Here is a 26,163-nt window from a genome sequence, read left to right on the forward strand (position 1 = left end):
GGGAGCCGTCCATCCGGCCGGCTGGAACGTGAACGCAGATGGAGGTCGGGAACTTCGCTGGCGTTGCGGGAGAGTGAATCTGTCTGGCATCAGCGAGGAACCTCGGGTTCCGGATGTCGCGGCGGAACAGGGATATTCGCCAGCCCTCCTCCTGATTGAACATCGGTTCCAGCTGGGAATTGGCGACAACGTCGTTCAACGAAGCCAGGATTTCGTCTCGATCCGCCCCAGCAATCTCATTGAGCCGCTGGTAGTAGTCGAGTGAGCTGCCGACGGAGCCGAAGTCTGCTGGAAGCCGGTCGAACGGTTCCGTGATCAGGATGCCATCTTGGGTGGTCTGGCCTCGCCGCAGGATCTTGACCGGACCAATCAACGTCGGGGAGCTTCCTCGCCCTGATAATAGAGGTGATACAGGGTCATGAAGGAGAAATCGTTCCATCGATCCTGCTGGAGTGCGAATTTCGTTGCAAAGCTCTGCACGCCCTGACGGCTCGGTGGAAGCACGCTAATGGCCATCCGCAACCTCACTTCCGCGTCGTTCACCGTGCTGGTTCAATTGGCTCCCGCTGTCCAGTAGCCCGTTCAGAAGCTGCTCACGGTTCACCGTAGGGTTAGCTGATGCAATTCCGATGAGCGCGCATACAACCTCGCGGGCAAGCTCTCTGGCACTCCGCCTATCGTCCCCGGAAATGTCCGCCATCGTCTTGCCGTGCAGAAAGTCGCTCCGCAGCCGAAAAGCCTGGAATAGGTGTTACCGAACGAACTATCCTTGAGCAGTCCGGAAATTCGGAGCGTGATCCGATACGTCGCACCGGGGTTCTTCCCTGCAATCGTCCTGCGGGCACGTGGGTCATGATCCAGCGGCAGGCCGAGCGCGGCCTCGATCGTCGAAATATGGGCCAGAAACTCATCAATGCCGTCGGTTCGAAAACCACGAACAAAGAAGTGCGCCACTGGACGAGCGAACAACGTGGTCTCGCGAGCTGATAAGATATCACTCCAAGCACTGTGGTTCAGCCAAGTAATTTCGTCGTCGCTGCCATCATCGAGCGGAAAGGTGACTGGCCTTTCGTACTCATGTTCATCGCCATAGACATCGATGTGCCACGCTGGCTCCCAGCTTAGGCTGTCCGGAGACGGCGGCGGAACCCGGCGTGCAAAGACGTCGGAATCGAGGGTGTAAATCCACGGGATTCCGAAACCTCTCCACTCCATTTCCCTCAACCCGCCAATTCGCTCCCACGGGATCGTGAGAAGGCCGAAAAGCGCGGCCTCGACGGCTGAAGGGAGGCCCGTTTGGTGCGGTTCGATTCGCCCAAAATCCTGCCCAAGATTTACGAACAGGCCAGGCAGGCGTCTCCCCTCAGGGCCGTTGTCGTCGTGCGTCACCTGCTCCTCGACGACGAGCCAGTTAAACTCCGAGAACCGTGCGCTATCCAAAGACCAATCTTTGTTGGCGCGGTGGAGACCTTGAACGTCAAACAACTCCTCAAGCTCGGCCGCAGAAAAGCGCCGCACCTGGTTCGGACCGAAGGAAATCGCCGGAAGATCCGATGCCAGATCTAGCGGACACAGGTGCAGCCGCCTCGACGTCGTGCTGCTAATCGCCTTGTCGAGCCTGTCTGCAATCTCGTCTGGACTTGCTGCGAGGCCAGAATCCTGGCCACCGACGAGACAGGCCAAGCCGAGCTGCCGGAGCGCCGAGGCCAACGAAAACCGCAACATGGAGCCCGATCTGATGTGGGGATATCGTGTCTGACAAAGCTCCACAAAACGCTGAAAATCCGGCAGGTTTTGCAGGTGATTGACGTCAGTCGCCGGCGCCCGGGCCAATTTCTCCAGAACATGGAGGATGCCGTCAGTAAAGCCAACCGTGACGCTCACGATGACCGCGTCCGCGCTGGAGTTCGATAGAAAATGACCCGCCCAGTTGGCAGGATCTGGGTGAGGAAATCAAAATCACGGACGTTGCCGGTCAACACGCTCGCACCCAGCTGGCGCGCCTGCAAAAACACGAGAGCGTCATTGACGAACCGGCGCTCGTGTCCCTCCCCCTTGGGTAGATTGCTCAACCGGAAAAGCAGGCCAGCCAACACGCCGGCTTGCCCCCAGATCGCAACGTCAGGCGCATGGAGCCGGTGCGCTGGTATGTCGTCCACCGTCGCACCGACCGTCTCGAGGACCGCCTTCGTCGAACCATGCTTTGGGTCCAGCCGACCAAAGGCGTGCGTCAACTCGGACAAGCAGACCGAGGAATGGTGGCATAGCCGATAGGTAAGCAGCCTGTCGACTTCCACCGGCGACCGTCCTTGCAGGACATCCAGATAGACGCTGGTATCCAGAAACAGCGCCCCCCCGATCGCGGGTTCGTCACCAACCCACGGGAGATCCTCATCTACCCTGCGCTCGAGTGTTCCGGTGTGCTTTTGGGGCTTTAGAGATCGGAGGGTCTCGGAAAGATCAAATCCCAAGATCTATGTCCGCCGGGATGCTGCCCTTCCGGCCGACCAGGCGGGCGCCGAAGTCATCTTCGATGGCCAGGCGCGACAGCGCCAACTCCAACAACTCCGTATCGGAGGTGACATGGGCGCGCTTCTTGGCCGCCTCGATCAGCTCAGAGGGCACCCGCCCTGAAAGACGGGTATTCTTCGCGGCGCCGAGGAGACCGGCAGCTTTCGCTTGCTCGAGCACGAGCCTATTGCGCATCGACGCGACCTTTGCTTCGCTCTCCACGGCATTCCTTGTTTGCGCAGCCATCAGAATCTCCTGTGTTGAACAGAATATAGATTGCGTTGAACGCATGGGCAAGGCCAATTAGCTGCGGGACACCGGGCAGTCGCGCGAACCTATCAAAGTGATCGAATGGGGGAGATAGATGGATTCCATGCAAACCGAGATCGCGCGTTTCCTCGCGGAAAAAGCGATGCGGCAAACGCGTGCCACATATCAACAGGTGGGGGACGCTGTTGGCTGGAACCACCCGACAGGTCGCGGCTTGGGCAAGAACCTCGAAGTCATCCTTCACGCTCTGCATGATCGCGGACTGCCTCCACTCACGACAATTCTGGTCAAGCGAGGTGAGAGACATCCGGCGCCTGATGCCATGTCGTACATACGTGGAGCGCTGGGCGATATCGACATCGAGGCCGCCCAGCGCGAAGTGTTCTCGTTCGATTGGGGCGCGGTCCCGGACCTGGCCCCCGATGGAGACAGACTTCCAGCCGGCAGGGATCTTTGGCTGACCTCTTTCTGGGGGTTCGACCCAGCAAGCTGGGGCTGCATCGGTTTCGCCGACGAGGCCAAGCGCAACCGGTATCTGCGTCTCTCCAGCCCCAATGCCTTGGTGGCGATCTACGTCACCAAGGGCAAGGGTCCCGAGCATATGCGGGGCAAGGTCGTCGGTGTTCTGGAGGTGTCGCACAACGCCGGCCACGCCAGTCAGTTCATCGCTGGCGATCGCTGGGCCGAGAAAGAATTGGACCCTGCCTCGAGAGGCAAGTGGCTATATGCGGTGCAGGCGACGCGCGCGTGGCGGGTCGTTGAGGAGGATTGGAAGCCTGTCGAGCAGTTGTTTCCCGACGCGTATGGGAGCGCGCACGCCGAATATATTGGATCCAGTGGCGTCCAGGTCGGGACATCCGAGGAAGAGCTCCTCCTGCAACTCGATGTTTACGAAGTGCCTGTCTATGGCCAGCAGAACGGTGTCATCGGCACCATTCAGACCCTTGAGTCCGCCTTATCACCAAGCCGCGCGATACCGCCGGCGACCGAACCATATTGGGTTGGCGAAACCGACGGTCCCAAGCACCTCTACATTCTGGAACTCAGTGGCGATACACCTTCCTATCTCGGGCGTTCAGCCGCCGAAGTTGATGGCCGGACCATCATTAAGGTTGGCTTCTCCAGAAGCCCATCGGCCCGGCGCGACCAGATCCAAAGCGCCTACCCGGACGGTCAATACAAATGGGTGATAAAATACCCGCATCCTATTCCAGATTCCGCACCGTATTCGAACGCCAGAGTGGCTATCGTCGGTGAGGATGCCATGAAGCGGCGCCTCGTAACCGAGGGAGCCAAGGTGCTGGGTGGGGAGTTCTTTCTCGCCGAAGATTGGCTCGTTCACAGCACATGGAGAGCGGGCAAATTTGCGGCGGAAAAGGCAATGGAGGGCTGACCAGGCTTCATGCGTTGCTGTTGCACCGCCAGAAATCCGCGCTGAAGTTATTCAGATGGCCACCTGCGCCGAGCCTGACCTCAAACTCATGGGGGATATCCGATCCGTCATGACCCGCCCGAAAATAGTCGCGCACCGACCAGTGGGCCAGTCGCTCGAGGTGCTCCCATTCGCGCAACAACTCACTCTCACGCTCCTCCGCAAGCTTCCTGGCGCTCGGCTTGCGCTCAGGCTTCGGCTGAGCGAGCGCATGAAAATCGAAACGCGGTCGCGACGTGTGTTTGAAGACGATGGAGCCGGATGTCCATTCTTCCTCGATCGTTCGGCGAAACCTGTAGCTAACCCGAACTTGCATGACTTGGGCGACACGCAAGGGAGCCATCGTTGGTTCGTAAATGACGAACAACTGGCTCTCGCGTTCCTCGACCTCCAAGCGCTGCTTCATCTGGCCAAATGCAAAAGTCAGATCACTACCCGCCTTGTGCGCAGAGTATAGCGTCTCTTCGCGCTTCTTCGCTGACTTCGCGATCCTGTATGCCGCAAGCGCACTATCCAGGTGACGGAGCTTGTTGGCCACATAGTCTCCGCAGTCGTCGAGTGGCAGTTTGCTGAGACCTCCCAAATGTTCTGACGTAATGGCTTGGTCAACCAGGTCGCGCAGCACGCCGCTGTCGATTGATCTGATGGCCTGCTTCTCGCGATCACTTAGACTTAGCAAGCCCATCTGGCCTTCCCTGAAACACGAAGCCTGACGGCGTTCATCGATACTGGACTATCCGGTAGCATCATATGGTGGCGAGACAAAGTCACATAGATGTCTTCGACCACGATGTCCGCGGGTGCCTGCTGGCGCGCCATCGTGAGGGTGACAATAATTTTCCCTTTGATTGCAACGTTTTCCTTGTACCGGTCCTAAGTGCTATGAATCGAATTCCTGACCGCTTCAAAAAAAGAGGGCGCATGGCATCAGCAGCATTGCTGGGCTTAGGAAGCCGATCAATTCTTTTGACGAGGTTTGATTTTAACGACGGCATTTTCGATCCCCCACATGCGTAACTTGGCGCGCCGAGTAATGTTCGGTCTATCGACGAGCCGCGAAAGGCTCAGACAATTCCCCAGGCGCGATACCGCCCTCTCCCAGTAACCTCGCGCACGCCGAGCTCGCTGATGAGATTGAGGGCGGCGCGCTGCGTCACCTTGGCGCGTTTGGCGATCATCGGCGCCGACACGACCGGCCGAGACAGGACGAGCTCGATGGTCGTCGGCAGGCTGCTCGACGAACGGCGGCCGTTCAGGCGTCGCGTCATCTGTTCCCGCGCCTGCGCCAGCCGAGCAATATCCTTCGTACCGGCTTCGGCCGAGGCCGACATTGCATCGAGGAAAGCGAGCAGTCGGGTCACGCGGTTGTGGGACCGGCGCCGCTCCCTCGGCACCGCCTTCAGCCCGACATTGAAGCCAAACAGGTGTGACGCCACCTTTCCCCGGGCGCGGAGATATGCAGCGACCAACAGCGCGCCGAGCCAATGCTGGCGTTGCATCGGTTCGAGCGACTCCCACGCATCCCAGATGAGTGCGGCGCCAAGCGTCGGCGGCAGATCATCGGTATCGCGCAGGACACGCTTCCACTGCGCCAACCGATCCTCTTCATCCCAGTCGGGATCACGAACGACAAGATCGCCGACAACGAGTTCTTGGCGGCTGCCTCTCTTAGCGTCAGATACCCTGTCGAGGAGACGCTGTGACTGTTCGAGGACCGCGTCGATATTTGCGAGCTCGCGAGCCAGTGGATCGTCTTCCACAACCATCGGCTCAAGGTCCGCCGGCCCTTCGCTCGCGGGCGTCCCCTCCCCTGCCCCAGCTTCATAGTGACGATCTCCATATCCGGTCAGCGCACCGATCCCCGCGTCGCTCATCGCCCAATCCGCTTTTGCACCGGCGATGCGTCGTCGGGCTCGCAGGATTCCGTGAGCGATCGTCAATTCGTGCGTCGGCGCCCTAACGTCCATCCTCTCATCGTGGAGAACCAGGTCGTCTATATGGACAAGCTCACCTCCCACCCACATGCTGGCCGCCGCGTCGAAGAAATGGCTACGCTCGATGAAGCCCTCGCCGACCGGATTTCGTCGGACCTGCTCGTCAAGCCGCGCAAGGTGATCTTCAGCTCTCCCGATAACCGGAAGTAGGGTCTGGAGAGGCAAGTTCTCGATTGTGTAAACCATTGTTCTCGCGTGGGCTTGTCAGCGTAACAGAAGCTATCATGTCTTTCGCTTCCGTCATAGCGACGGCCATTTCCGCGCGCGTACTATGTAGACGCGACGGGCCTTCGGGATTGAACAGGCGAGCAACGATCGAGCCTGAGAACGACGAGAATGCCCGTTTTCTCGGGCTTTCACCGGCGTCCGATATCGGAAAGCCTTCACAAGAGACGTTTACAAACGATCCTTTATCGTTATCTTCTGTATTTGGAAATCCGCCTCCCCCACTCTCTCAGGCGCTGCAAATGGCCGCTGACATGCAAGAACGTGCTTCTCGTCGACCACAGGGCCGGCTTATCGGCTATGCCCGAGTGTCCACGGACGAGCAGGCGACCGAAGCGCAGGAAATGGAACTGCGTGCGGCCGGCTGCGAGACTGTCGTTCAGGAACATGGATCCGGCGCATCGCGCGCGCGCCCGGCCCTGTCCAGGCTCCTTCGCGATATCAGCAGCGGCGATACCCTCGTCGTCGTCCGGATCGACCGCCTGGCACGCTCCGTTAGCCATCTTCTTGAGGTTATCGAGGGTCTGACAGAAAAAGGCGTGCATTTCCGGTCTCTGCGCGATCCAATCGACACCACGACACCACAGGGCATGTTTTCGCTGCAGGTGCTCGGCGCCGTGGCGCAGCTGGAGCGTTCATTGATCTCCGAACGCACCAAGGCCGGGATAAAGGCAGCCAAGGCCAAAGGGCGGTTGCCAGGCAATCCGGGAATACGCGAACGCCGGCCGGAAGCGCTGGCAAAAATGACGGCTGCGCAGAAAGCGGCCTACGGTGCACGCATCCAGGCGACAGCAAACCAGTGGCTTCCGACCGTGAGGCGTCTGCGGCCAGATCACACATGGGATGATATTGCCCATGTCCTGAAGCAACGCGGCCTTAACTGGACACCGGAGCGCCTTCGTCGCGCGGTCAAATGGATGGTTGCCGAGGGCATGGCGGATGAAGCCCTGCTCCGCAAGTCGCCACCTCGCCTGCCGGAAGATCGCCTGATGACGCTGGTTGCCGGCATTCATTCATCCAATCCCGGCCTGACATTGCGCGAAATCGCCAGCCAGCTTGAGCGATTGCATGAGCGCACACCGCGCGGCGGGACAAAATGGTCGCCTTCCTCGGTCAAAAACCTGCTCGATCGCGCTCGGCGCTCCGGGCTTCTTGAAACCAGCTCTTGAACGGATACAGCAGGAGTGCGCTCATCCTCATGGCAGAGTGGGAATTGCCTCAAACGGGTTTTGGACAGCCACGCCCAGTGGCAGGAAATGTCGCAAATTGCGGCTCAACACCGTGAGTCCATGAACCTGTGCGGTTGCTGCAATAGCAATATCTTCAAAGCCCGGTCTGTGTGCCCTCGATTCATCGAGAATCCTGCCGGCCCGGTGCGCGCAAGCCAGGTCGAACGGCAAAATCCGGTCAGAATAGAGATGCTCTATGGCTCCCCACCAGTCTCGAAGTCGTTGCGCCTTTGTAGTCGTGCCCTCCCGATCAGCCTTGGAAATCCCCGACATGACCTCAGCACCCGTAATCACTGACAGATAGAGGACAGAGCTCGCCCGATTGAACCATGCAACCAGTTCGTCATTCCGCTCGACCTTCGAGGGCGCGAGTGCAGAAATGACGTTCGTGTCTACCAGATACATCAGAGATCCACGTCTCGGGCTGGCGAGCGATTGCGCTCCGGAATATCCCCCTCGTCACCCGGAAACGACGTCAGGAACTGTCCAAATGTGGGAACATGAGACAGACGCTCATAGTCTTCGAAGGAAAGCACCACGGCTTCCTTTCGCCCATGACGTGTGATGACGGCAGGTGTGCCACGAACAGCAGCATCAACGACTGCAGATAAGGTTGCCTTGGCATCCTTGAGCTGGATCTCGCGCATCGCACTCTCCTTTATAACCACAGTAGTCATATAGCTGCATCCAGACCGTTCTTCAAGCTGTGTCATAAAGCTCCGTGAGGGAAATCACTTCACAGGTGCCGAACCTCAGGGGTGATATGAAGCGTCGAGGCATTCAACGGCGTTCTATTCTTCCATCCAATTCCACCCAATTGATCCGGCGCCTTCTGTCAGGTGACGAACGCAACGGGCTCACCGGTTCCGCTTTCGCAGGCTGTTGAGAAGCGACGCCGACACTTCGAGCCGTGGCCCGGGTTCCGATGTCACGTTTTCCAGGGTTTGTCGGTGCTTTCCCTCGTCCAGTTTGGCACGCAGCAGGGCCATCACCATCGGCCAGGTTGAGAATTTCCCGTCTCGCGCCTTGTCTGTCAGGCTGCGCAGATAGCCACCGGCACTGTTGATCTGGTCCGCCCGTTGATAGATCGCTGCAAGCGCAATTGCTGCCTGAACCTCGCCCATGGCCTCGCGAGCCTCTGCCCAGGCACTCGGACTGACCCCCAGCATCGTTCGCACCAACTCCGCTGCCGCCAGAAAGTCGCGCCAGTGTCGGATTTCGCCCGCTTGACCAGCTTCCCGCATGTTCGGGCAGGCATCCAGCACGATGCTCAAGGGGAGATCCCGTTTCGGCAAACTCCGTACATTGTCGGTTTCCGCAACGCTGCCGCCTGCTTCTTTCTTTTTTCTATAGCCGCTTTCATATTCAGAAATGGAGTCTGGGTTTGAATTCTGTATGTGGCGTTCAGATTGAGACTCATTGGCGTTCAGATTCTGTGTTTTTGTAAAGGATTCCAATACATCCCGGATTTCAGCGTGCAGATCGTGAAGCTCGGCGCAAATGTCTTCAATGAGTTGCCTTGATGCCGTGCGGGGAAGTCTGGCGATGACGGCCTGGTAGCTCTGAAGCACCCTGCCCCAGTTCCCTGGCACTCCCTCCTCGATCCCTGCATCGATCATCTTGACGATATCGCGCCGTAGCAGCGTCAGGCGCTCCCGGGCTACCCGAAATGCCTTCTTCTCGGCGTGGACAGCCTCTGCGAGATCCCTGAACTCTTCGGCACGGGCGACGATCGGCGACAGATCAAAGCCATAGGCCTGCTCAATCTCCCCTGCCCTGCTCCTGCGTGCAAAGCGCTTGCCATTCGGGCTATCTCTGCGGATGATCAAGCCACATTCGACCAGAACGGCAAGATGCCGTCGCAGCGTTGCCGGCGAGATGCCGTTAGCGCGGGCGATCAGATGCTCATTCGATGGCCAGACGATAAGCTCCCCCTCGGCCGAGAGTTCGGTTTCTCTATGGAAAGACAGCAAGGCATTGAGGATCGCCAGTGAGCGATCCGTTGCGCCAAGCAGTTCGCGGGCTTCACGGATGTCCTGGAACACCCGCCATTTATTGGCGACCGCCTCTTTCGGCATCGCCTTTGCTCTCGCCTGATTTGCAATCTGGCCAAGCGTCATCGTTCGCCGCCCAAAGGGCGTCGTTGAGATATGCGTCTGCATTGTCCTTCACCTATCGCTAGGCAAAAGAAATCAACCCGCCAAAACGACGTTGAGCCTCATGGGCTCTTGACTGCGATTCTCGGAAATGCGATTCTCTAGCTGCTAACCTATGAGAAGGGCTTCCGGAACTAATTTCGGGGGCCTTTTTCTTTGCCGATTTCCACGTTCAATGCCGCCATACGGCGGCACTCACATCATCTCTCTCCTCCTCCATTCTCCGTTTCTTGCTGAAACTCACGGTAGAGATTATCCAGCCGCGCGGATACGAATGTAGCGAATGCCGGTACTATCTTCTCTTCGAATACAAGCGCGGTCTTGCTACCGCGAGTCTCGATGCGCGCAGCACCCTTCCCCTGCGGAGTCTTCCATATCTGTGCATGGTCGGTACTACGCCGCTTGGGCTTAGCCTGAAGGGCGCGTAGCACTGCCTGGAACCGCGTATCGCTATCGGCTTTCTGAACTGAAGGAGCTTCTAGCGCCTGCTCGGCGACTACCAAGGCAGATCGCGCTTCTAGCAGGTCAGCGAGCGCGAGCCATCGAGCTCGCCCCATCTTCGGCGCTGGTCCAATGCGTCTGACGAGCTCTTCTGGGACACGGCGTGCTACTGTAATGTATCGGCTGATATCAGCCTTGTCGGTCGCTAACGCCGCGACGATCGTCGTACGGTCACAGCCATCCTCTTCCAAGTTTTTCGCAAAAAATGCCTTCTCGATAAATGACAGGTCCGTACGTTCGGAGTTTTCCCGCCCTTGCGCGATTATTAGTTCTCGATCAGCTAGGTCGCGGATAATTGCTAGGACCGGCCGCCCTAGTATATCTGCCGCCCGCATTCGCCGCCGCCCGTAAGCGATCTCAAACATACCGGGAGTATCCGGGTGAGGGCGGACGAGGATCGGAATCTGTTGGCCGTTTTCTCTGACGCTTTCTACGAGCTCATCGAATTTGGGATCGACGTCGATCGAAATCCGATCGGTGATACGCGAGCCAACGATCTTGCTAGTCTCAAGCCAAATTTCACCGTCGGCGATCTGTTGTCTAAGAAGCGACGCTTGCTTGGCGCTATCGGCCAGCTCCTGCAGCGAAGCGCCCATCGCAGAAATCGCCCCCGTCCGCACGCGTTCGCCATCCTTTAGGGCAGGGGGTCTAGACGCCGTGGGAACGGTGTCCGGGCGTTTGAGGAACAGATTGTTGATGGCGTCTTTTCTGCTCACTTCAGCCCCTCCCGCATCAGATCGGTTTGGAGAGTTTTGTATTTGTTGGGAGCTCCCAACAGATGCCATCTGTTAAGCGGCATAAGGTCCACGGCCGGCATGTTGGGAGCTCCCAACACGTCCAACTTCAACGTCGGCAGCCTGTCCATTTCGCCCATCTTCGTCATTGCCGACCCCACGCCTTCTTAATTAGCCCTTCGATTTCCGTATTGACGGCGTTGAGGGATTCCATGGCTCGGTCATAGGTGGCACGCGTAAGGTTCTCGCGTCCGATCTCGTAAAGCGTCTGCTTCGTGAGGCCCGCATCCGAAATGGCCGCTGATTTCACCATTGGATTAGTCAAAACAAAATCATCGAAGAGGTTGCGCAACAGCGCCGCTACTTTTGTTTGCGGCGCATCCTGCGGCTCGAAACGAGTCAGGAGGTAACGGACAAAATCATACTTGAGTTCGCCTCCGGCATCGCGAACGACACCAAGCAGGTCGCGAGTCATAAGAAGGAACTGGCTCATGGAAGAGACATCAAGCATCTGCGGATGAACTGTCACAATCATGGCAGTCGCTGCGCAGAGCCCACTCAGCGTCAGAAAGCCTAGTTGGGGAGGGCAGTCGATCACTACCACGTCGTACTTATCCGCAACATCGTCGAGGGCCGCGGCTACCCTGGCGAAGAACAGCATTTCACCAGTACGACCTACCGTAGTCAGAGCCTTTGGCGTCGTATGCTCAAACTCCATAAGTTCCAGATTGCCGGGCACCAAATCGAGTCCGTCGAAGTAGGTTCGGCGGATTACATCTGAGAGTGGGCGTTTGTTGTCATCGTAGCGTATGGCGGCATAGAGAGTCTGGTTGGAGACGACGTCAACTTCCGGCAGAACACCGAGCAACGCCGACAAGCTTGCCTGCGGATCAAGATCGATGGCAAGAACGCGATAACCCTGCAATGCGAGGTGCTGCGCAAGGTGAGCAGAGGTAGTTGTTTTACCACTCCCTCCCTTAAAATTAGTGACGGCAAGTACCTGAAGATGCTCGTCGGGACGCCGGTGGGGAACAAAATCGATAGCTTCACGACCACGCGGCGAGTGAGAGAGTAACTTCCTGATCTCGTTTATATCCGCCAAAGTGTATAAACGGCGCCCATTGCTCGTCGTTTCTGGCTGCGGTCCTTCACCTGCCAAGGTCATTTTCCTGAGCGTAGAGTCCGAGACGCCAATTAACCGGGCGGCTTCCCCGGACGTGAAGCGCCGAAGCACCTTCAGCGTATCAGGTGCGAAGAGTGCTTCACTCATCGACTGGAGATGCGTACTTAGCAGCTCAGCTTGATTGCCGATCGTCTCGTCGACATTGGGCAGAAGTTCTCGGGTAGGCTGAACCGCTACGCTCACATTAATATCTCTCATCACGGAATTTCGAGCGAAACCGCTCCTTTTCCGTGACGATACCACTGAACCATTATGGCGCAAGAGTTTAATGGTTAATGAGGAGTTAACGCCCGCTACGAGTGAAGCGTTAGTAGGCGGCGCTCAAGTTCACATTATGACGTATTTTCAACTACTTCCTACCCTCTCTCCTTGAAACCCCCATCGTTTTGGGACCCGGCATAAATGCCAGGGGCAACAGCGTTCACTCCAAGCTGATTTCTTGTCCCGGCCAATCGTTCGGCAAAGAATCATCGCGACTCACTGTGGCACGGACCCGGCATTTATGCCGGGCTGACGCATCTGCCGATCTGATGTTGATGTAGCCCCATCACAAGGGGGCAGCGATTTCACATGCGGCAGCATCAACTTACTCATTCCACGTTCGGGCGTATGCGGCAGTTTTTGCTGTGCGCAGGCAGGCGTTTTGCATGACCGCCTCGCGCTCCCACCTCCGTCTGGTGCGCAAGCTGCAGGATGCGCTTGGCGAGACCATTTGTTCAGCACTCGAGGACACATCCGTGGTCGAGATCATGCTGAACCCGGATGGAAGGCTGTTCGTCGAGCGGCTGGGGCAGGGGATCGACAGCATGGGTACCCTGCAGCCAGGGGCCGCCGAAATCATCATCGGCAGCGTCGCGCATGCACTGCAAACGGAAGCAGATGAAGACCAGCCGATTATCTCAGGTGAACTGCCGATCGGTGGCCACCGTTTTGAAGGGCTGCTGCCGCCGGTGGTGGCAGGTCCAAGCTTCACCATCCGCAAACGTGCGTCACGCCTGATCCCGCTGGAGGATTACGTTCGCAGCGCCATCATGACGACGGCACAGGCAGTTTTGATCCAAAAAGCTATCAAGGCGCGCCTCAACATTGTCATTTCCGGCGGCACAGGCTCGGGCAAGACGACGCTCGCCAATGCCGTCATCGCCGAGATGGTACGGACAGCGCCGGAACACCGGCTGGTGATCCTGGAAGATACGGCTGAAATCCAATGCGCAGCAGAGAATGCGGTTCAGCTTCATACCACCGATACGGTCGATATGGCCCGGCTGCTGAAGAGCACCATGCGGTTACGACCTGATCGTATCATCGTCGGCGAGGTCCGCGATGGTGCAGCGCTCACCATGCTCAAGGCATGGAACACCGGTCATCCGGGCGGCATCACCACCATCCACGCCAACAATGCGCTATCGGCCCTGCGACGGCTGGAACAACTGACCGCCGAATCCAGCCAACAGCCGATGCACGACGTGATCGGCGAGGCCGTGGATCTCGTTGTTTCGATTGAGCGCACACCGACCGGTCGGCGTGTGCGCGAAGTCATCCATGTCGAGGCCTGGCGCGACGGCAACTACCAGATCGAAACCTATCCGGAAGAGGGACACCTCGATGCAGCATAACCGGACCGTCACCTTTCTGACGGTAAGCTTCACCGTTCTCATCCTCTCCATGGGCCCCTCTCTTGCTGCTGGCGGCGGCGGACTCCCCTGGGAGGGGCCACTGCAACAGATCCAGCAATCGATCACCGGGCCGGTGGCCGGCTTCATCGCACTCGCGGCAGTTGCCGTCGCCGGCGGGATGCTGATCTTCGGCGGCGAGCTGAACGATTTTGCCAGACGGCTGATGTATGTCGTGCTGGTCGCCGGCATTCTGCTGGGGGCAACACAGATCGTTGGCCTCTTCGGTGCCTCCGGCGCATCGATCGGCACAGTCGAAACTGTCCAGTCGACCCTTGCAAGAAAGGGCGGGGCAGGGGAGGGCGGTGATGGCTGAGCCAGTCACTCCGCTCGCACGATCCCGCATTCATCGGGCGCTGTCGCGCCCGAACCATTTGATGGGTGCTGACCGCGAACTCGTTCTTCTGACCGGACTTGCGACAGTCATTTTGATCTTTGTGGTCTTGACCTGGTTCTCTGCGCTGCTCGGCATCGCAATCTGGATTGGTGTCGTTGGCGCATTGCGGATGATGGCCAAGACCGATCCGAAGATGCGACAGGTCTATCTGCGCCACGTTCGCTATCGGCAAACCTACCGCCCGACATCCTCGCCATGGCGCAGGTACTGATCCGCCCATGGTCGCACTTCGTCAGTTCCGCAACACACAGCCGTCGTTTTCCGATCTCGTCCCTTATGCCGGCCTGGTCGACAATGGCGTGATCCTGCTCAAGGACGGGAGCCTCATGGCCGGCTGGTATTTCGCCGGTCCGGATTCGGAAAGTTCGACCAATTTCGAACGCAACGAGCTCTCGCGCCAGATCAATGCGGTCCTGTCGCGGCTTGGATCCGGCTGGATGATCCAGGTCGAGGCCGTTCGCGTGCCGGCTGTTTCCTACCCGTCACGCGAAGAAAGTTATTTCCCCGACGCAGTGACCGCAGCTATCGATAATGAGCGGCGTGCTCATTTTGAGGCGGAACGCGGCCATTATGAAAGCCAGCATGCGCTGTTCCTCACTTATCGCCCGCCCGAGCGGCGCAGGTCAGCCATGACACGCTATGTCTATTCCGATGTCGAAAGCCGCTCCGAGACCTATGCAGACACTGTTCTAGATAGTTTTCGGACATCGATACGTGAGGTCGAGCAATATCTTGCGAACGTTCTTTCGATCCGCCGCATGGTCACGCGGACCGTTATTGATCCCGGAACCGGACGTGAAGCCCGCTACGACGAACTCTTCCAGTTCATTCGCTTTTGCATCGTCGGCGAGAACCATCCGGTCCGCCTGCCGGAAATCCCGATGTATCTCGACTGGCTGGCGACCGCTGAGTTCCATCATGGGCTGTCGCCGATGGTCGACAGTCATTATCTGGCTGTCGTCGCCATCGATGGCTTTCCAGCAGAAAGCTGGCCGGGCATCCTGAACCACCTTGACCTGATGCCCCTGACCTATCGCTGGTCGAGCCGCTTTGTCTTCCTCGATGAACAGGACGCACGGCAAAAGCTTGAGCGCACCCGCAAGAAGTGGCAGCAGAAGGTGCGCCCCTTCTTCGACCAGCTGTTCCAGACCCAAAGCCGGTCGGTAGACCAGGACGCCATGCTGATGGTGGCCGAAGCTGAGGACGCAATCGCAGAAGCCGCATCGCAACTGGTTGCCTATGGCTACTATACGCCCGTCATCGTCATGTTCGATCATGATGATAACCGCCTGCGCGAACAGGCCGAGGCGGTCCGTCGGCTGATCCAGGCGGAAGGCTTTGGCGCGCGCATTGAAACGTTGAATGCCACCGAAGCCTATCTGGGATCATTGCCGGGCAACTGGTACGCCAACATTCGCGAACCTCTGATTAACACGCGCAACCTCGCCGACCTTATCCCGGTCAATTCGGTATGGTCAGGCAGCGCAACCGCACCTTGTCCATTCTATCCACCCAACTCACCACCGCTGATGCAGGTTGCGAGCGGCTCGACCCCGTTCCGGCTGAATCTTCATGTTGACGATGTCGGCCACACGCTGGTGTTCGGCCCGACCGGCTCCGGCAAGTCAACCCTGCTGGCCCTGATCGCCGCACAATTCCGCCGCTACCGGGATGCGCAGATCTTCGCTTTTGATAAGGGCAGGTCACTTCTGCCGCTGACACTGGCGGCCGGCGGCGATCATTACGAAATCGGGGCAGGGGAGGGCGATGCCATGCTCGCCTTCTGCCCGCTGGCCGAACTCGACAATGATGGTGACCGCGCCTGGGCAGCCGAATGGATCGAAACGCTGGTCGCCATGCAAGGGGTGACGATCACGCCCGATCATCGCAATGCAATTTCGCGCCAGATCAGGCTCATGGTCTCTGCGCCCGGCCGCTCGCTGTCGGATTTTGTCAGCGGCGTGCAGCTGCGCGAGATCAAGGATGCGCTGCACCATTACACCGTCGACGGACCCATGGGCCAGTTACTTGATGCCGAACAGGACGGTCTGACGCTTGGCACCTTCCAGTGCTTCGAGGTCGAGGAACTGATGAATATGGGCGAGCGCAATCTCGTGCCCGTGCTGCTTTATCTCTTTCATCGCATCGAAAAGCGCCTCACCGGTGCGCCAAGCCTGATTGTACTCGATGAAGCCTGGTTGATGCTCGGCCATCCGACATTCAGGGACAAGATCCGCGAATGGCTCAAGGTTCTGCGCAAGGCCAATTGCGCGGTGCTGCTCGCCACACAGTCGATATCGGACGCTGAGCGCTCCGGCATCATCGATGTGCTGAAGGAAAGCTGTCCGACCAAGATCTGCCTGCCGAATGGCGCGGCACGTGAACCCGGCACCCGCGAATTCTACGAGCGCATCGGCTTCAACGAACGCCAGATCGAGATCGTGGCAATGGCTACGCCCAAACGGGAATATTACGTCGCCTCGCCTGAAGGAAGACGCCTGTTCGACATGGCGCTCGGCCCGGTCGCGCTTTCCTTCGTTGGTGCCGCGGGCAAGGACGATCTCAAACGCATCGAGCAGCTTGGCCATGACCATGGCGCGAACTGGCCAAAAGTCTGGCTTACGGAAAGGGGGATCGGCAATGCTGAAACCATTCTCGCAAATCGTTAGGGTCGCCGTTGCAGCGCTTGGCGTCGTCTGCGTTGTCCAGTCCAACCCCGCATATGCTGGGGCTGTCACCGGGCAAGCGACCGAATGGACGCAGCTCCTCAACAATTCCGAGCTGGTGGGGCTGGTCGGCCAGTCTGCCGAGCAAATCCAGAACCAGGTGCAGCAGATCACGCAACTGGCCGAGCAGATCCAGAACCAGATCCGGATCTACGAGAACATGCTGCAAAACACCCTGCAGCTTCCCAGCCATATCTGGGGACAGGTGGAAAGTGATCTCACCCAGCTCCAGAGTCTCGTCAATCAGGGGCAGGGGATCGCATTCTCAATGGGCAATATCGACGATGTGCTGAAGCAGCGATTCCAGAGCTTTGTCGAGTTCAAAACCGGCCTTGCCAATGGCGAGAGCTTTTCCTCAAGCTATCAGGACTGGTCCGATACCAATCGCGACACCATCGCATCGACATTGCGTGCAGCCGGCTTCACCGCAGAACAATTTGGCAGCGAGGAAGCGACCATGTCGCAGTTACGCTCGATGTCGCAAAGCGCGGTCGGCCAGATGCAGGCTCTTCAGGTCGGACATCAGATTGCCGCCCAGCAGGTAGCCCAGTCCCAGAAGCTGCGCGGGCTCGTTTCCCAGCAAATGACGATGATGGCCACCTGGTATCAATCCGAACAGGCGGCAAAGGATCTCGCCCAGACACGGCGTGAGGAATTTTTCAGATCAACCGCACCGTCAAGTTCCGGCGGCCAAATGATGGAGCCCCGCTGGTGAACAGGATTTTCTTCATTGTTGTAGCCGCCATCGTCGTGATCGGCATCGGCGTCACGGTCTGGATTGCTCAGAACCCCGCCGACGCGCCGGCCTCAGCAGCTCCTGCCACTGTGGCTCCCCTGCAATTCGACACGACCGGCGGCCAGGAAATGCGGCCGCGCTGGGGTAACGGGGAGGAGCAGGGCAATGACGCCGCCGAGAATTAGGGCGGTTCTCGTCACCCTGCTTGGCCTGTCGATCCTGATTGAACCGGCCTTCGCGCAGGATGGTTCGCTCCTGACCAATCTGGAAAACGAGGTGGCAAGTGCTGCCCAGGGCTGGGAGACAACCGTCCTGCAGGCGGCCCGCTCGCTGTTCTGGATCCTTGCCGGCATCGAGATCGGTATAGCCGCGGTCTGGCTGGCGCTGGCGGCGGCATCGCTCGATACATGGTTTGCCGAACTCGTGCGCCGCATCATGTTCATCGGCCTCTTCGTCTTCATTCTTGAACAGGGGCCTGCCTTTGCAAAAGCCATGGTCGATAGCCTGTTCCAGATCGGCGCCGGCGGTGGCTCGGCCTCGCCGGCCAATGTCTTCAATGCCGGCCTTCAGGTCGCAAGCGCCATGTCGAGCAAGGCCCAGTTCGGCCTCTTCGAGGACAATGCGCTCGCCATTGCTGCGGTCTTTGCCATGATCGTCGTCGTCATCTGTTTCAGCCTCGTCGCCGCAATCTTCATCTCGGTGATGGTAGAAATGTATGTCGGGCTTCTCGCCGGCATGATCATGCTGGGTCTTGGAGGCTCGAGCTTCACAAAGGATTTTGCCGTCCGCTATCTCGTCTATGCCTTCAGTGTCGGGATGAAGCTAATGGCGCTGGTGATGATTGCCCGCATTGGATCGCAGGTGCTGGTCAATCTGGCGAGTGGCCCGGCAGGTTCTGAAGAATATCTGTCAACGCTCGCCATTGCCGGAATTTCCGTCGTCGTCTTCATCATCTCGATCTATGTGCCCAACATCATTCAGGGCGTCGTGCAGGGCGTATCCGTGACCGGCGGTATGGAAACCATCCGCCATGGCGGGCATGCCGCAAGCTCTGCGGTCGGTGGTACAGCCCTTGCCGCGGGAGGCGCAAGGGCAGGGGCGGCAGCTTATTCAGATGCGCGCGCCGCGGGTTCCTCATTTGGCGCGGCAGCGCTCAAGGGCATGGCATCGGGAGCCGGTGCTGCCAGTGGCGCACTGGTGGGTGCTGCCCGTGACAAGGCAATCGGCGTTCCGGGAACATGGGGCGCTTCTACGCTCGGTCTTGCCAATTCCAAACTCGACCAGGCCCAGGGCCGATCGACGCGCAAACCCTCCAGCGACGACAGAGCGTGAGTGACAAGACATGGCCGGACGCAATCCACCCGAGAACCCCTATCTTGCCGCGCGTCAGGAGTGGAACGAGCGCTATGGCTCCTATGTCATGGCGGCACGCGCCTGGCGCATCGTCGGCATCACCGGCATGCTGATGGCGGTGATCGGTTTTTCCTACGCGCTTTATCAAAGCACTCAGGTCAAGCTCGTTCCCTATATCGTCGAGGTCGATCGCCTCGGAACAGCCGTCAGCGCCGGGTTCCCGCAGCAGATCGAATATGCCGATGCAAGGGTCGTGCGCGCCACGCTCGGCAGTTTCGTGAGCAACTTCCGCTCGGTCACGCCAGATGCCGTGGTCCAGAAGCAATATATCGATCGCACCTATGCGCTGCTGCGCACATCGGATCCCGCCACTGAGAAGATCAATGCCTGGTTCAGGGGCAATTCGCCATTTGATCGTGCGCTGACCATGACCGTCGCCATCGAGGTGACCAACATCGTGCCCCTCTCAAACCAGAGCTATCAGGTCGACTGGACGGAATTCCAGCGCGACCGGCAGGGCAAGGAACTTGGCACGCGTCGTTACCGTGGGATCGCCACCGTGACACTGACCCCACCGCAGGATGAGGCAGTCATCCGTTTCAACCCGATCGGGCTTTATTTGAGAGATTTCGAGTGGACGGCGCAACTGTGAGCGCACCGCAGGAGAGTATCATGAACCTATCGAGGATAAGGGGTATCGTCCTGTGCGCGGCCCTTCTCCTGTCGGCAATGCCGGCATCTGCCCAGGCACAAGCCTTGAACGCCAACGAGGCGCGCGCAACGGGTCTTTCCGGACAGTGGCAATCGGGGCAGGGGGTTGTAACCCGTGGCAATGACGGCAAGGTCATCTTCCTTTATGGCGAAGTCCAGCCTTCGGTCGTCTGCTCGCCGCTGCAGGTCTGCGATATCGAATTGCAAGCCGGCGAAATCGTCCGCGACGTGCTGCTTGGCGACACGGTGCGCTGGAAGGTCGAGCCGGCAACCTCCGGCGCGCCCGGCGGTCAGGCTGTGCATCTGATCGTCAAGCCCTCGGAGGCCGGACTGGTCACCTCGATGGTGGTGACCACCTCGCGGCGCACTTATCACATCCAGCTCAAATCGCATCAAAGCCAGTATATGGCCCGGGTCGGTTTTGACTATCCGGAAGACGTCAATGCCCGCTTTGCCGAAATCAGTGCGCGCATGGAAGCCAGCATCGTTCCGGGCGCCGGTGTGCCTGCCGATCAGTTGAACTTCAGCTTTCGCACAACTGGCTCGGCGCGCTGGCGGCCGACACGGATCTATAGCGACGGGAGCAAGACCTATATCCAGTTTCCATCCTCGCTTTCCGGCCAGGACGCTCCGGTGCTGTTCGTCGTTTCCGGCGGGGAAAACCGCATCGTCAATTACCGGATGAAAGGCTCGATGATGGTGGTCGATTATCATATCGATCACGCCATCCTCGTTTCCGGTGTCGGTCGCCAGCAGCAAAAAATCACCATCCGGCGGGGAGGGTAGGGGGTGCGTACATTCTCCCTGTTCGGTCGCCTCATCGCTGCGATCGTCTTAACCGGTCTTCTATCAGCCTGTCAGACGCTGGGGCAAGCCGGGCTGATCCAAAGCACAGTAACGGCAGAATTGTCGCCGGAAGCTGCCGACAGCATTGCCAGCGACATGGTCGGCAGGCTTGCCGAACAGGCCGGCCCCGGCAGCACGACGATCCGGTTCACCCCTGATGGTTCCGTATTCGGTCAAGCTCTTGAGGCATCCCTGAAAAGTTGGGGCTATGCCATCGTCACTGACCAGAAGACCGACGAAGCCAATATCCTTGCCCTTGCCTATACCGTCGACGAGTTCGAAGGAGCAGTTCTGGTCAGGCTGTCGACCACGCGCTTCGATCTGACCCGAATGTACAAGCCTGGCACTGATGGCGCCACCCCGGTCAGTCCGCTCTCGATCCTGCAACATGGCTCGGCAGGCACGGCATGACGCAGTCGCTAAAGCTTGGCAGCACCGACGCCGCATCCACCCCGAAAATCCGCCGCCTCAACCGATTGCCGATTATCGGCGCCATTGTTCTGGTGGTAATTTTCCTTGCCGTTATCTTCTATGGGCTGACATCGCGCGGGTTGCGGTTTCGCGACGATGGCGGTGCTGGTGCGGCCGGATCGCAATCGGCTTCAACCTATGCCGACCAGCTCACCCGCGGCGTTCCCGACGGCATCATCGGTGAGCCGGCGCAACCGCAATTCCAGCCACGACCACCCACGGCGGCAGAGACTGCTACCAATCCTTTCCCGGCAGCAGAGGCCGCACCTCAAGCCACCCCGCAGCCTGCCACGTCACAGCTCGAGCCCGAAGAGGTTTGGCGCGCGCGGCTTGAGCGCGAACAGCGCGAGCAATATTTGCGTGAGCAGCATCGGCAACGCATGGCGCGGCTACAGGCCAACGATGCCGCCTACGATTCACCGATTGCGGTTAGCATCAATGACCTCAACCGGGAACCTTCCGCCGAGGCATCGGTTGGAACCACCCCGGTTGGCCCGTCTGGACGGCCCCCAAACGCACTCGATCTCTACGCCGCCGCCATGCAAGGTGGACTCACCGGCCCCAACGGTGACCCGAACGGGCAGGCAGGAAAAGAACGCTTCTTCAATCAGGACATCGCGGAGCTTGGCTATCTGTCGAACCCGGTCGTGCCACAAATGTCGCCCTATGAGCTCAAGCGTGGCTCGGTCATTCCCGCAACGCTCATAACCGGCATCAATTCCGATCTTCCCGGTCGCATCAGTGCTCAGGTCAGCCAGAACGTCTATGACAGCGCCACCGGTCGGCATCTCCTTATCCCCCAGGGCGCAAAGCTGTTCGGCCGCTATGACTCCAACGTATCGTTCGGGCAGTACCGCGTGCTGGTCATCTGGACTGATATTATCTTCCCGAACGGATCAACGCTGCAGCTTGGCGGTATGGCTGGAACCGATGCCGCTGGCTTTGGCGGGTTCAGGGATAAGGTCGACAATCACTATCTACGCACCTTCGGCTCGGCAGTCCTCATTGCCCTGATCGGCGCCGGCACCGACATGATGATCCCGCAGGATCGCAATGCGTTCGGCACCGCCAACAGCGCCGAGGATGCCGCCAGGCGCTCATTTGCCGAAAGCTTCAGCCAGATGTCGCAGCAGACCCTGTCACGGAACCTCAATGTTCAGCCCACTTTGAAAATCCGGCCGGGATACAGATTCAATGTGCTGGTCGATCAGGACATCGTGTTTCCGGGTACGGTTCGCCAAAATCAATGACAGCTCACCCTTCACCATTTCGGACATTGGTTACGCTATTGGAGCAACCGGTTCTGTTGCAACGTTTTGAATACCGGCACTGTGGCAAGGATAGCCTCTGACGTTTTGGAGGATTGAATGTTCAAGGGCCGCCAGTTCGACCAGTCCTTGATCCTGCTTTGCGTGCGCTGGTTCCTAGCTGTGTTACCTGACAAGGGAAGCTGTCTGGAGATATCCACGTTGCGCCTGCCTCGGCTTGTGAGGTCGGAGCAAGAGCGGCGACGCGAAGCTAATCGTCGGCGCATCTGAGGCGGTCGAATGAAAGGCATAGATGGCAAACAGCGGGCGATGACATTCTTTCTTGCGCGTGGCGTTCGAGCCAATATGCTCCCTGACTACCCCCTCCTAGGAATCGGGGCTGAAGGTTGTGTGCCGTCAGGGAGACTTCGATGCTTCGCCAGAATGTTCCGGAGCTTTTCAAACGAGGGCAACCCTCGCCATGGGGGATCGCCATCCGTGTCATCCTGCTGATGGTCATGCTCGTTGCAACCGTCTGGTTAATCAAGAGCAATCCGTTGACTATGGACCAGGACACCCAAGTCGGGAACAAGGATAAGAAGGTGTCAGATGAGCGGCAGTCGTAACTGGAGAGAATATCCAATGCCAGCCTGGGCATTGATCGTGTTCCTGATCGTTTTCGTTTCCGGAGTGTCCTGGCTCGCGGTTTGAGGTTTGGACAGAATCCGCGCCATAGCTGCACCGCTCGGCCCGATCTGTGCCCTGGGTATCAATCGTACTTTCGAGCAAGGTTTTCAGACGGGTCTGGCTGGAGGGCTGGGAGCGGCGATGACTGATGCCGTTTATGCCAGTCCGGCTGCCCTGAGTGCAGGCGGTGCCTTCGTGACAGGATGTTAACTTCAGGCAACATTTCTTGTTAGCGATGTTCACTTTCCTGAACATGATGCTTAGCCAGGCGCGACGTGCTTGTGAAAATAATGATATAAAAACCGCATCTTAACGAATTTCATCAAGCCATCGCGAAACTGGCACGAAACTTTCTATGAGGCTTCCGACAACGGATGCCTCCATGATGCTAATTTTCGCAATTATAGTTTTCGCCTTCGTCGCCGCCCCTCTTGTCGGTCTTATGGGTGGGCGTTCTTCGCCCCTCGTGGCGGCGCTCCCGTTTCTGCTTTTCGCCGTTTTTTGTGCGCTCCTGCCGCAGATCGCGGCGGGTGAGATCGTTCTGGAGGCGCATCGCTGGATACCGAGCCTCGGCATCGAAGCCGCGTTCCGGCTGGACGGCCTGTCGCTTACCTTCGCACTGTTGATCAGCGGTATCGGCAGCGCCGTCTTCCTCTATGCTTCCGCCTATCTGCGTGGGGAAAATCGCCTGCCGCGATTCTATGTGGCGCTGACGCTGTTCATGGCTTCGATGCTCGGCGCGGTGCTGGCCGACGACCTCATGCTTCTGGCCGTGTTCTGGGAACTGACGAGTTTCACCTCATTCCTGTTGATCGGTTATTCGCCGGAAGAGGCAGCGTCGCGACGCTCGGCCCAGCAGGGCTTTCTCGTCACGGTAGGGGGCGGGCTTGCGATGCTCGCCGGTATAATCCTGCTCGGTTCGGTGGCGGGGACTTTTTCCATCACGGAAATTCTCGACCGGGGCGAGTTGATTGCGGCGGATCCGCTGGCGCCGACGATCATTGTGCTGCTCGCGACCGGTGCGTTCGCGAAGTCCGCGCAGGCCCCGCTTCATTCGTGGCTCGCAAATGCGATGGTCGCGCCGACACCGGTCTCCGCCTATCTGCATTCGGCAACGATGGTAAAGCTTGGGATTTATTTGCTCTCCCGCTTCGATCCGGTTTTCTCGGATCATGCCCTGTGGATCGCATTGCTGACCGGGTTCGGAGCCGTGACCATGCTGGCAGGCTCGGTTCTCGCCATGCGCGAGACAGATTTGAAGCGCGTGCTCGCCTATTCCACCATCGTCTCGCTCGGCACGCTGACCATGCTGATCGGGATTCCGGGAGCGCTGGCGGCCGTCGCCGTCGTCGCCTTCCTGATCGTGCATGCGCTTTACAAGGCGTGCCTGTTTCTCGTTGCCGGCATCATCGATCATGAGACCGGCACGCGGGATTCTTCCGCGCTCGGCGGCCTGCGCCACTTCATGCCGCTCACGGCCATCGCCGCGCTTCTGGGCGGGCTGTCGATGGCGGGCTTGCCGCCCTTCATCGGCTTCGCGGCCAAGGAACTGGTCTATGAGACCGGGCTGGCGGCTTCGGCCGGGTGGTTTCTGGTGGCGGCCGCGCTTGTCGCCAATGCGGCGATGGTCGTGGTGGCGGGCGTCGTCGCAATACGCTGCTTTGCCGGCGATCTGTCCGCAACGGCCACAACGCCGCACGATCCCGGCTTCGCCATGCTGGCCGGGCCGCTCGCGCTTGCGGCGCTCGGTCTTCTGTTCGGCCTGACGCCGTGGCTGATCGGCGACGGTCTGATCGTACCGGCGGCAAGCGCCATCGCGGGGCAACCGCTCGACTATTCGCTGTCGCTCTGGCACGGCTTCACGCCGATGCTCGGCCTGAGCATGCTGACGCTGGCGCTCGGCGTCTTCGCTTATCTGCGCTGGGATGGCTTGCGCTCCTCTCTGGCGAACATCCGGCAGATCGACCTTTGGGGCCCTGATCGCTTCTACGACCGCGTCATGGACGGTTTGCAACGGCTGGCACTGTGGCAGACGGGGCTGATCCAGCCCGGCAGTTTGCGGGCCTATGTCGCCCGGACATTGGTGATCATGTCGCTAGCCGCGCTGGTCACGTTGCTCCTGCGCCGCGGTCTGGAGCTGCCATCCTTTGCAGGCAGCCTGATGCCGGATCTTGCCATCGCGGCATTGCTGGTCGCCGCCAGCGTTGCGGTTGCCCGCTCGCGCAATTTTGTCACCGGCATCGTTGCAGCTGGCGTGGTCGGCTTCCTGGTGGCGCTGCTCTTCCTGTTCCAGGGCGCGCCCGACCTTGCCTTCACCCAGTTCTCGGTCGAAGCGCTGGCGATCGTCATCATGCTGGCAATCGTCGGTTACATGCCGTTTCGCGAGCGTGACAGCCGCGCTGCGGTGGAGCGCCGCCGTGACGCCCTGATCTCCGCATTCGTCGGAGGGACCGCATCCCTGGTCCTGCTGGCGGTTCTGGCCCAGCCTTTCGATGCACGTTTGTCGGACTGGTTCCGCGTAGCCAGCGTCCCGGAAGCGCATGGCCGCAACCTCGTCAATGTCATTCTGGTCGACTTCAGGGCGCTCGACACCATGGGTGAAATCACCGTGCTCGGCCTTGCAGCCGTGGCGGCCGCCGCCGTTCTGGCCGGACTGCGCCGCGCCACTGGGGAGAAACGCAAATGAACTCCATCATCCTTCAGACAACTAGCAGGCTAATCCTGCCCGCCGCGGTGATCTTCTCGATCTACGTGCTCCTGCGTGGTCATAACGAACCGGGTGGCGGGTTCATCGGCGGCCTGATCGCCGCCGCCGGCATCGCCGTTCACGCCATTCCCCGCGGACGCACGTCGCTGGTTTCCATGCTGCGGGTCTGGCCGAAGACACTGATCGGCGCGGGTATTTTGCTGGCGGTTCTCTCCGGTCTGCCGTCGCTGCTGCTTGCTGAGCCGTTCCTGACCCATCAATGGCCATTTCCCTCATTGCCGGTCGGCACGACCCTCGTGTTCGACCTCGGCGTCTATCTGGTCGTGATCGGCTCCGTGCTGACCTTCCTGTCCTACTATCTGGAGGAACACTGA

At 59.2% G+C, this 26,163-nt stretch carries 27 protein-coding genes and 2 pseudogenes; 17 read left to right on the plus strand and 12 right to left on the minus strand.

Annotation, left to right across the window (positions count from 1 at the left end; translation table 11 throughout):
* The 5 genes and pseudogenes from MIC97_RS22030 to MIC97_RS22050 form a co-directional block, all read right to left on the minus strand.
* Positions 1-373 (minus strand): annotated as a pseudogene (locus MIC97_RS22030) (hypothetical protein); the annotation flags it as partial.
* Positions 370-516 (minus strand): hypothetical protein, encoded by a 147-nt coding sequence (locus MIC97_RS22035; RefSeq protein ID WP_239802063.1) that lies wholly within the window; start codon positions 514-516, stop codon positions 370-372. The gene MIC97_RS22035 and the pseudogene MIC97_RS22030, both read right to left, overlap by 4 nt.
* Before the next feature lie 84 nt (positions 517-600).
* Positions 601-1,884 carry a hypothetical protein gene (locus MIC97_RS22040; protein WP_239802064.1) on the minus strand — a complete coding sequence of 428 codons (1,284 nt, stop codon included), beginning with the start codon at positions 1,882-1,884 and terminating at the stop codon, positions 601-603.
* Positions 1,881-2,471, minus strand: coding sequence for a hypothetical protein (locus tag MIC97_RS22045; protein ID WP_239802065.1), 591 nt, complete (start codon positions 2,469-2,471; stop codon positions 1,881-1,883). Before MIC97_RS22045 ends, MIC97_RS22040 begins: the two co-directional genes overlap by 4 nt.
* On the minus strand, positions 2,461-2,757 hold the full coding sequence (locus tag MIC97_RS22050; RefSeq protein WP_239802066.1) for a hypothetical protein: 297 nt from the start codon (positions 2,755-2,757) through the stop codon (positions 2,461-2,463). Before MIC97_RS22050 ends, MIC97_RS22045 begins: the two co-directional genes overlap by 11 nt.
* A gap of 127 nt (positions 2,758-2,884) precedes the next feature.
* Between MIC97_RS22050 and MIC97_RS22055 the strand changes: the two genes are divergently transcribed.
* On the plus strand, positions 2,885-4,174 hold the full coding sequence (locus MIC97_RS22055) for a hypothetical protein (protein ID WP_239802067.1): 1,290 nt from the start codon (positions 2,885-2,887) through the stop codon (positions 4,172-4,174).
* A gap of 7 nt (positions 4,175-4,181) precedes the next feature.
* Here the strand turns inward: MIC97_RS22055 and MIC97_RS22060 are convergent, their stop codons facing one another.
* Positions 4,182-4,898, minus strand: a complete 717-nt coding sequence (locus MIC97_RS22060; protein WP_239802068.1) for a hypothetical protein — start codon at positions 4,896-4,898, stop codon at positions 4,182-4,184.
* A 379-nt stretch (positions 4,899-5,277) separates the two neighbouring features.
* Complete coding sequence (locus MIC97_RS22065; protein ID WP_239802069.1) at positions 5,278-6,393, minus strand: RHE_PE00001 family protein; 1,116 nt, start codon at positions 6,391-6,393, stop codon at positions 5,278-5,280.
* Positions 6,394-6,674: 281 nt separating this feature from the next.
* Between MIC97_RS22065 and MIC97_RS22070 the strand changes: the two genes are divergently transcribed.
* On the plus strand, positions 6,675-7,601 hold the full coding sequence (locus MIC97_RS22070; protein WP_239802070.1) for a recombinase family protein: 927 nt from the start codon (positions 6,675-6,677) through the stop codon (positions 7,599-7,601).
* Positions 7,602-7,628: 27 nt separating this feature from the next.
* Here the strand turns inward: MIC97_RS22070 and MIC97_RS22075 are convergent, their stop codons facing one another.
* From MIC97_RS22075 to repA, 5 genes are all read right to left on the minus strand, one after another.
* The gene (locus tag MIC97_RS22075) at positions 7,629-8,066 is read right to left on the minus strand and encodes a type II toxin-antitoxin system VapC family toxin (RefSeq protein WP_239802071.1); all 438 of its coding nucleotides are present in this window, start codon (positions 8,064-8,066) and stop codon (positions 7,629-7,631) included.
* Positions 8,066-8,308, minus strand: a complete 243-nt coding sequence (locus MIC97_RS22080) for a type II toxin-antitoxin system Phd/YefM family antitoxin (RefSeq protein WP_035031610.1) — start codon at positions 8,306-8,308, stop codon at positions 8,066-8,068. The genes MIC97_RS22075 and MIC97_RS22080 overlap by 1 nt, the downstream gene beginning before the upstream one ends.
* A 210-nt stretch (positions 8,309-8,518) precedes the next feature.
* Positions 8,519-9,823: a plasmid replication protein RepC gene (gene repC / locus MIC97_RS22085; protein WP_239802072.1), complete on the minus strand. Its 1,305-nt coding sequence runs from the start codon at positions 9,821-9,823 to the stop codon at positions 8,519-8,521.
* Between the two features lie 194 nt (positions 9,824-10,017).
* Complete coding sequence (repB, locus tag MIC97_RS22090) at positions 10,018-11,034, minus strand: plasmid partitioning protein RepB (protein ID WP_239802073.1); 1,017 nt, start codon at positions 11,032-11,034, stop codon at positions 10,018-10,020.
* 163 nt (positions 11,035-11,197) lie between these two features.
* Positions 11,198-12,418 (minus strand): plasmid partitioning protein RepA, encoded by a 1,221-nt coding sequence (repA, locus tag MIC97_RS22095; RefSeq protein WP_035031759.1) that lies wholly within the window; start codon positions 12,416-12,418, stop codon positions 11,198-11,200.
* A 464-nt stretch (positions 12,419-12,882) separates the two neighbouring features.
* Here repA and trbB point away from each other — a divergent pair, with 464 nt between their 5' ends.
* The 15 genes and pseudogenes from trbB to MIC97_RS22170 all read left to right on the plus strand — a co-directional run bounded on the left by trbB (position 12,883) and on the right by MIC97_RS22170 (position 26,163).
* Positions 12,883-13,851, plus strand: coding sequence for a P-type conjugative transfer ATPase TrbB (gene trbB / locus MIC97_RS22100; RefSeq protein WP_239802074.1), 969 nt, complete (start codon positions 12,883-12,885; stop codon positions 13,849-13,851).
* 49 nt (positions 13,852-13,900) lie between these two features.
* On the plus strand, positions 13,901-14,224 hold the full coding sequence (locus MIC97_RS22105) for a TrbC/VirB2 family protein (protein ID WP_239802176.1): 324 nt from the start codon (positions 13,901-13,903) through the stop codon (positions 14,222-14,224).
* The gene (locus tag MIC97_RS22110) at positions 14,217-14,516 is read left to right on the plus strand and encodes a conjugal transfer protein TrbD (protein ID WP_239802075.1); all 300 of its coding nucleotides are present in this window, start codon (positions 14,217-14,219) and stop codon (positions 14,514-14,516) included. Before MIC97_RS22105 ends, MIC97_RS22110 begins: the two co-directional genes overlap by 8 nt.
* A gap of 7 nt (positions 14,517-14,523) precedes the next feature.
* Positions 14,524-16,974 (plus strand): conjugal transfer protein TrbE, encoded by a 2,451-nt coding sequence (locus tag MIC97_RS22115; RefSeq protein ID WP_239802076.1) that lies wholly within the window; start codon positions 14,524-14,526, stop codon positions 16,972-16,974.
* Complete coding sequence (gene trbJ, locus MIC97_RS22120) at positions 16,946-17,746, plus strand: P-type conjugative transfer protein TrbJ (RefSeq protein ID WP_239802177.1); 801 nt, start codon at positions 16,946-16,948, stop codon at positions 17,744-17,746. The genes MIC97_RS22115 and trbJ overlap by 29 nt, the downstream gene beginning before the upstream one ends.
* On the plus strand, positions 17,743-17,952 hold the full coding sequence (locus tag MIC97_RS22125; RefSeq protein WP_239802077.1) for a hypothetical protein: 210 nt from the start codon (positions 17,743-17,745) through the stop codon (positions 17,950-17,952). Before trbJ ends, MIC97_RS22125 begins: the two co-directional genes overlap by 4 nt.
* Positions 17,933-19,099, plus strand: coding sequence for a P-type conjugative transfer protein TrbL (trbL, locus tag MIC97_RS22130; RefSeq protein ID WP_239802078.1), 1,167 nt, complete (start codon positions 17,933-17,935; stop codon positions 19,097-19,099). The genes MIC97_RS22125 and trbL overlap by 20 nt, the downstream gene beginning before the upstream one ends.
* 10 nt (positions 19,100-19,109) lie before the next feature.
* Positions 19,110-19,772 carry a conjugal transfer protein TrbF gene (locus tag MIC97_RS22135; protein ID WP_239802079.1) on the plus strand — a complete coding sequence of 221 codons (663 nt, stop codon included), beginning with the start codon at positions 19,110-19,112 and terminating at the stop codon, positions 19,770-19,772.
* Between the two features lie 20 nt (positions 19,773-19,792).
* Positions 19,793-20,617 (plus strand): P-type conjugative transfer protein TrbG, encoded by an 825-nt coding sequence (gene trbG, locus MIC97_RS22140; protein WP_275592563.1) that lies wholly within the window; start codon positions 19,793-19,795, stop codon positions 20,615-20,617.
* A 3-nt stretch (positions 20,618-20,620) separates the two neighbouring features.
* Positions 20,621-21,088 (plus strand): conjugal transfer protein TrbH, encoded by a 468-nt coding sequence (trbH, locus tag MIC97_RS22145; RefSeq protein WP_239802080.1) that lies wholly within the window; start codon positions 20,621-20,623, stop codon positions 21,086-21,088.
* The gene (trbI, locus tag MIC97_RS22150; protein ID WP_239802081.1) at positions 21,085-22,398 is read left to right on the plus strand and encodes an IncP-type conjugal transfer protein TrbI; all 1,314 of its coding nucleotides are present in this window, start codon (positions 21,085-21,087) and stop codon (positions 22,396-22,398) included. Before trbH ends, trbI begins: the two co-directional genes overlap by 4 nt.
* Before the next feature lie 428 nt (positions 22,399-22,826).
* Complete coding sequence (locus MIC97_RS22155) at positions 22,827-23,021, plus strand: hypothetical protein (protein ID WP_239802082.1); 195 nt, start codon at positions 22,827-22,829, stop codon at positions 23,019-23,021.
* A gap of 88 nt (positions 23,022-23,109) precedes the next feature.
* Positions 23,110-23,259 (plus strand): annotated as a pseudogene (locus MIC97_RS22160) (LysE family translocator); the annotation flags it as partial.
* A 205-nt stretch (positions 23,260-23,464) separates the two neighbouring features.
* Positions 23,465-25,768 carry a hydrogen gas-evolving membrane-bound hydrogenase subunit E gene (gene mbhE, locus MIC97_RS22165; protein ID WP_239802083.1) on the plus strand — a complete coding sequence of 768 codons (2,304 nt, stop codon included), beginning with the start codon at positions 23,465-23,467 and terminating at the stop codon, positions 25,766-25,768.
* A complete protein-coding gene (locus MIC97_RS22170; protein ID WP_239802084.1) occupies positions 25,765-26,163 on the plus strand; it encodes an MnhB domain-containing protein in 399 nt (132 codons plus the stop codon). The genes mbhE and MIC97_RS22170 overlap by 4 nt, the downstream gene beginning before the upstream one ends.

Origin of the sequence: Aquamicrobium sp. NLF2-7 (genome assembly GCF_022359935.1) — a bacterium.
Lineage (GTDB): Bacteria > Pseudomonadota > Alphaproteobacteria > Rhizobiales > Rhizobiaceae > Mesorhizobium > Mesorhizobium lusatiense.

Coding starts and splice junctions, on each gene's coding strand:
- MIC97_RS22050 (WP_239802066.1), bottom strand. CDS start 2,757: ATGGCTGCGCAAACAAGGAATGCCGTGGAGAGCGAAGCAAAGGTCGCG.
- MIC97_RS22155 (WP_239802082.1), top strand. CDS start 22,827: ATGCTTCGCCAGAATGTTCCGGAGCTTTTCAAACGAGGGCAACCCTCG.
- MIC97_RS22060 (WP_239802068.1), bottom strand. CDS start 4,898: ATGGGCTTGCTAAGTCTAAGTGATCGCGAGAAGCAGGCCATCAGATCA.
- MIC97_RS22035 (WP_239802063.1), bottom strand. CDS start 516: ATGGCCATTAGCGTGCTTCCACCGAGCCGTCAGGGCGTGCAGAGCTTT.
- MIC97_RS22075 (WP_239802071.1), bottom strand. CDS start 8,066: ATGTATCTGGTAGACACGAACGTCATTTCTGCACTCGCGCCCTCGAAG.
- trbI (WP_239802081.1), top strand. CDS start 21,085: ATGACGCAGTCGCTAAAGCTTGGCAGCACCGACGCCGCATCCACCCCG.
- MIC97_RS22105 (WP_239802176.1), top strand. CDS start 13,901: ATGGGCCCCTCTCTTGCTGCTGGCGGCGGCGGACTCCCCTGGGAGGGG.
- mbhE (WP_239802083.1), top strand. CDS start 23,465: ATGATGCTAATTTTCGCAATTATAGTTTTCGCCTTCGTCGCCGCCCCT.
- trbL (WP_239802078.1), top strand. CDS start 17,933: ATGACGCCGCCGAGAATTAGGGCGGTTCTCGTCACCCTGCTTGGCCTG.
- trbB (WP_239802074.1), top strand. CDS start 12,883: ATGACCGCCTCGCGCTCCCACCTCCGTCTGGTGCGCAAGCTGCAGGAT.
- MIC97_RS22135 (WP_239802079.1), top strand. CDS start 19,110: ATGGCCGGACGCAATCCACCCGAGAACCCCTATCTTGCCGCGCGTCAG.
- MIC97_RS22080 (WP_035031610.1), bottom strand. CDS start 8,308: ATGCGCGAGATCCAGCTCAAGGATGCCAAGGCAACCTTATCTGCAGTC.
- MIC97_RS22170 (WP_239802084.1), top strand. CDS start 25,765: ATGAACTCCATCATCCTTCAGACAACTAGCAGGCTAATCCTGCCCGCC.
- repC (WP_239802072.1), bottom strand. CDS start 9,823: ATGCAGACGCATATCTCAACGACGCCCTTTGGGCGGCGAACGATGACG.
- MIC97_RS22115 (WP_239802076.1), top strand. CDS start 14,524: ATGGTCGCACTTCGTCAGTTCCGCAACACACAGCCGTCGTTTTCCGAT.
- MIC97_RS22065 (WP_239802069.1), bottom strand. CDS start 6,393: ATGGTTTACACAATCGAGAACTTGCCTCTCCAGACCCTACTTCCGGTT.
- MIC97_RS22110 (WP_239802075.1), top strand. CDS start 14,217: ATGGCTGAGCCAGTCACTCCGCTCGCACGATCCCGCATTCATCGGGCG.
- MIC97_RS22055 (WP_239802067.1), top strand. CDS start 2,885: ATGCAAACCGAGATCGCGCGTTTCCTCGCGGAAAAAGCGATGCGGCAA.
- MIC97_RS22070 (WP_239802070.1), top strand. CDS start 6,675: ATGGCCGCTGACATGCAAGAACGTGCTTCTCGTCGACCACAGGGCCGG.
- trbG (WP_275592563.1), top strand. CDS start 19,793: ATGAACCTATCGAGGATAAGGGGTATCGTCCTGTGCGCGGCCCTTCTC.
- trbJ (WP_239802177.1), top strand. CDS start 16,946: ATGCTGAAACCATTCTCGCAAATCGTTAGGGTCGCCGTTGCAGCGCTT.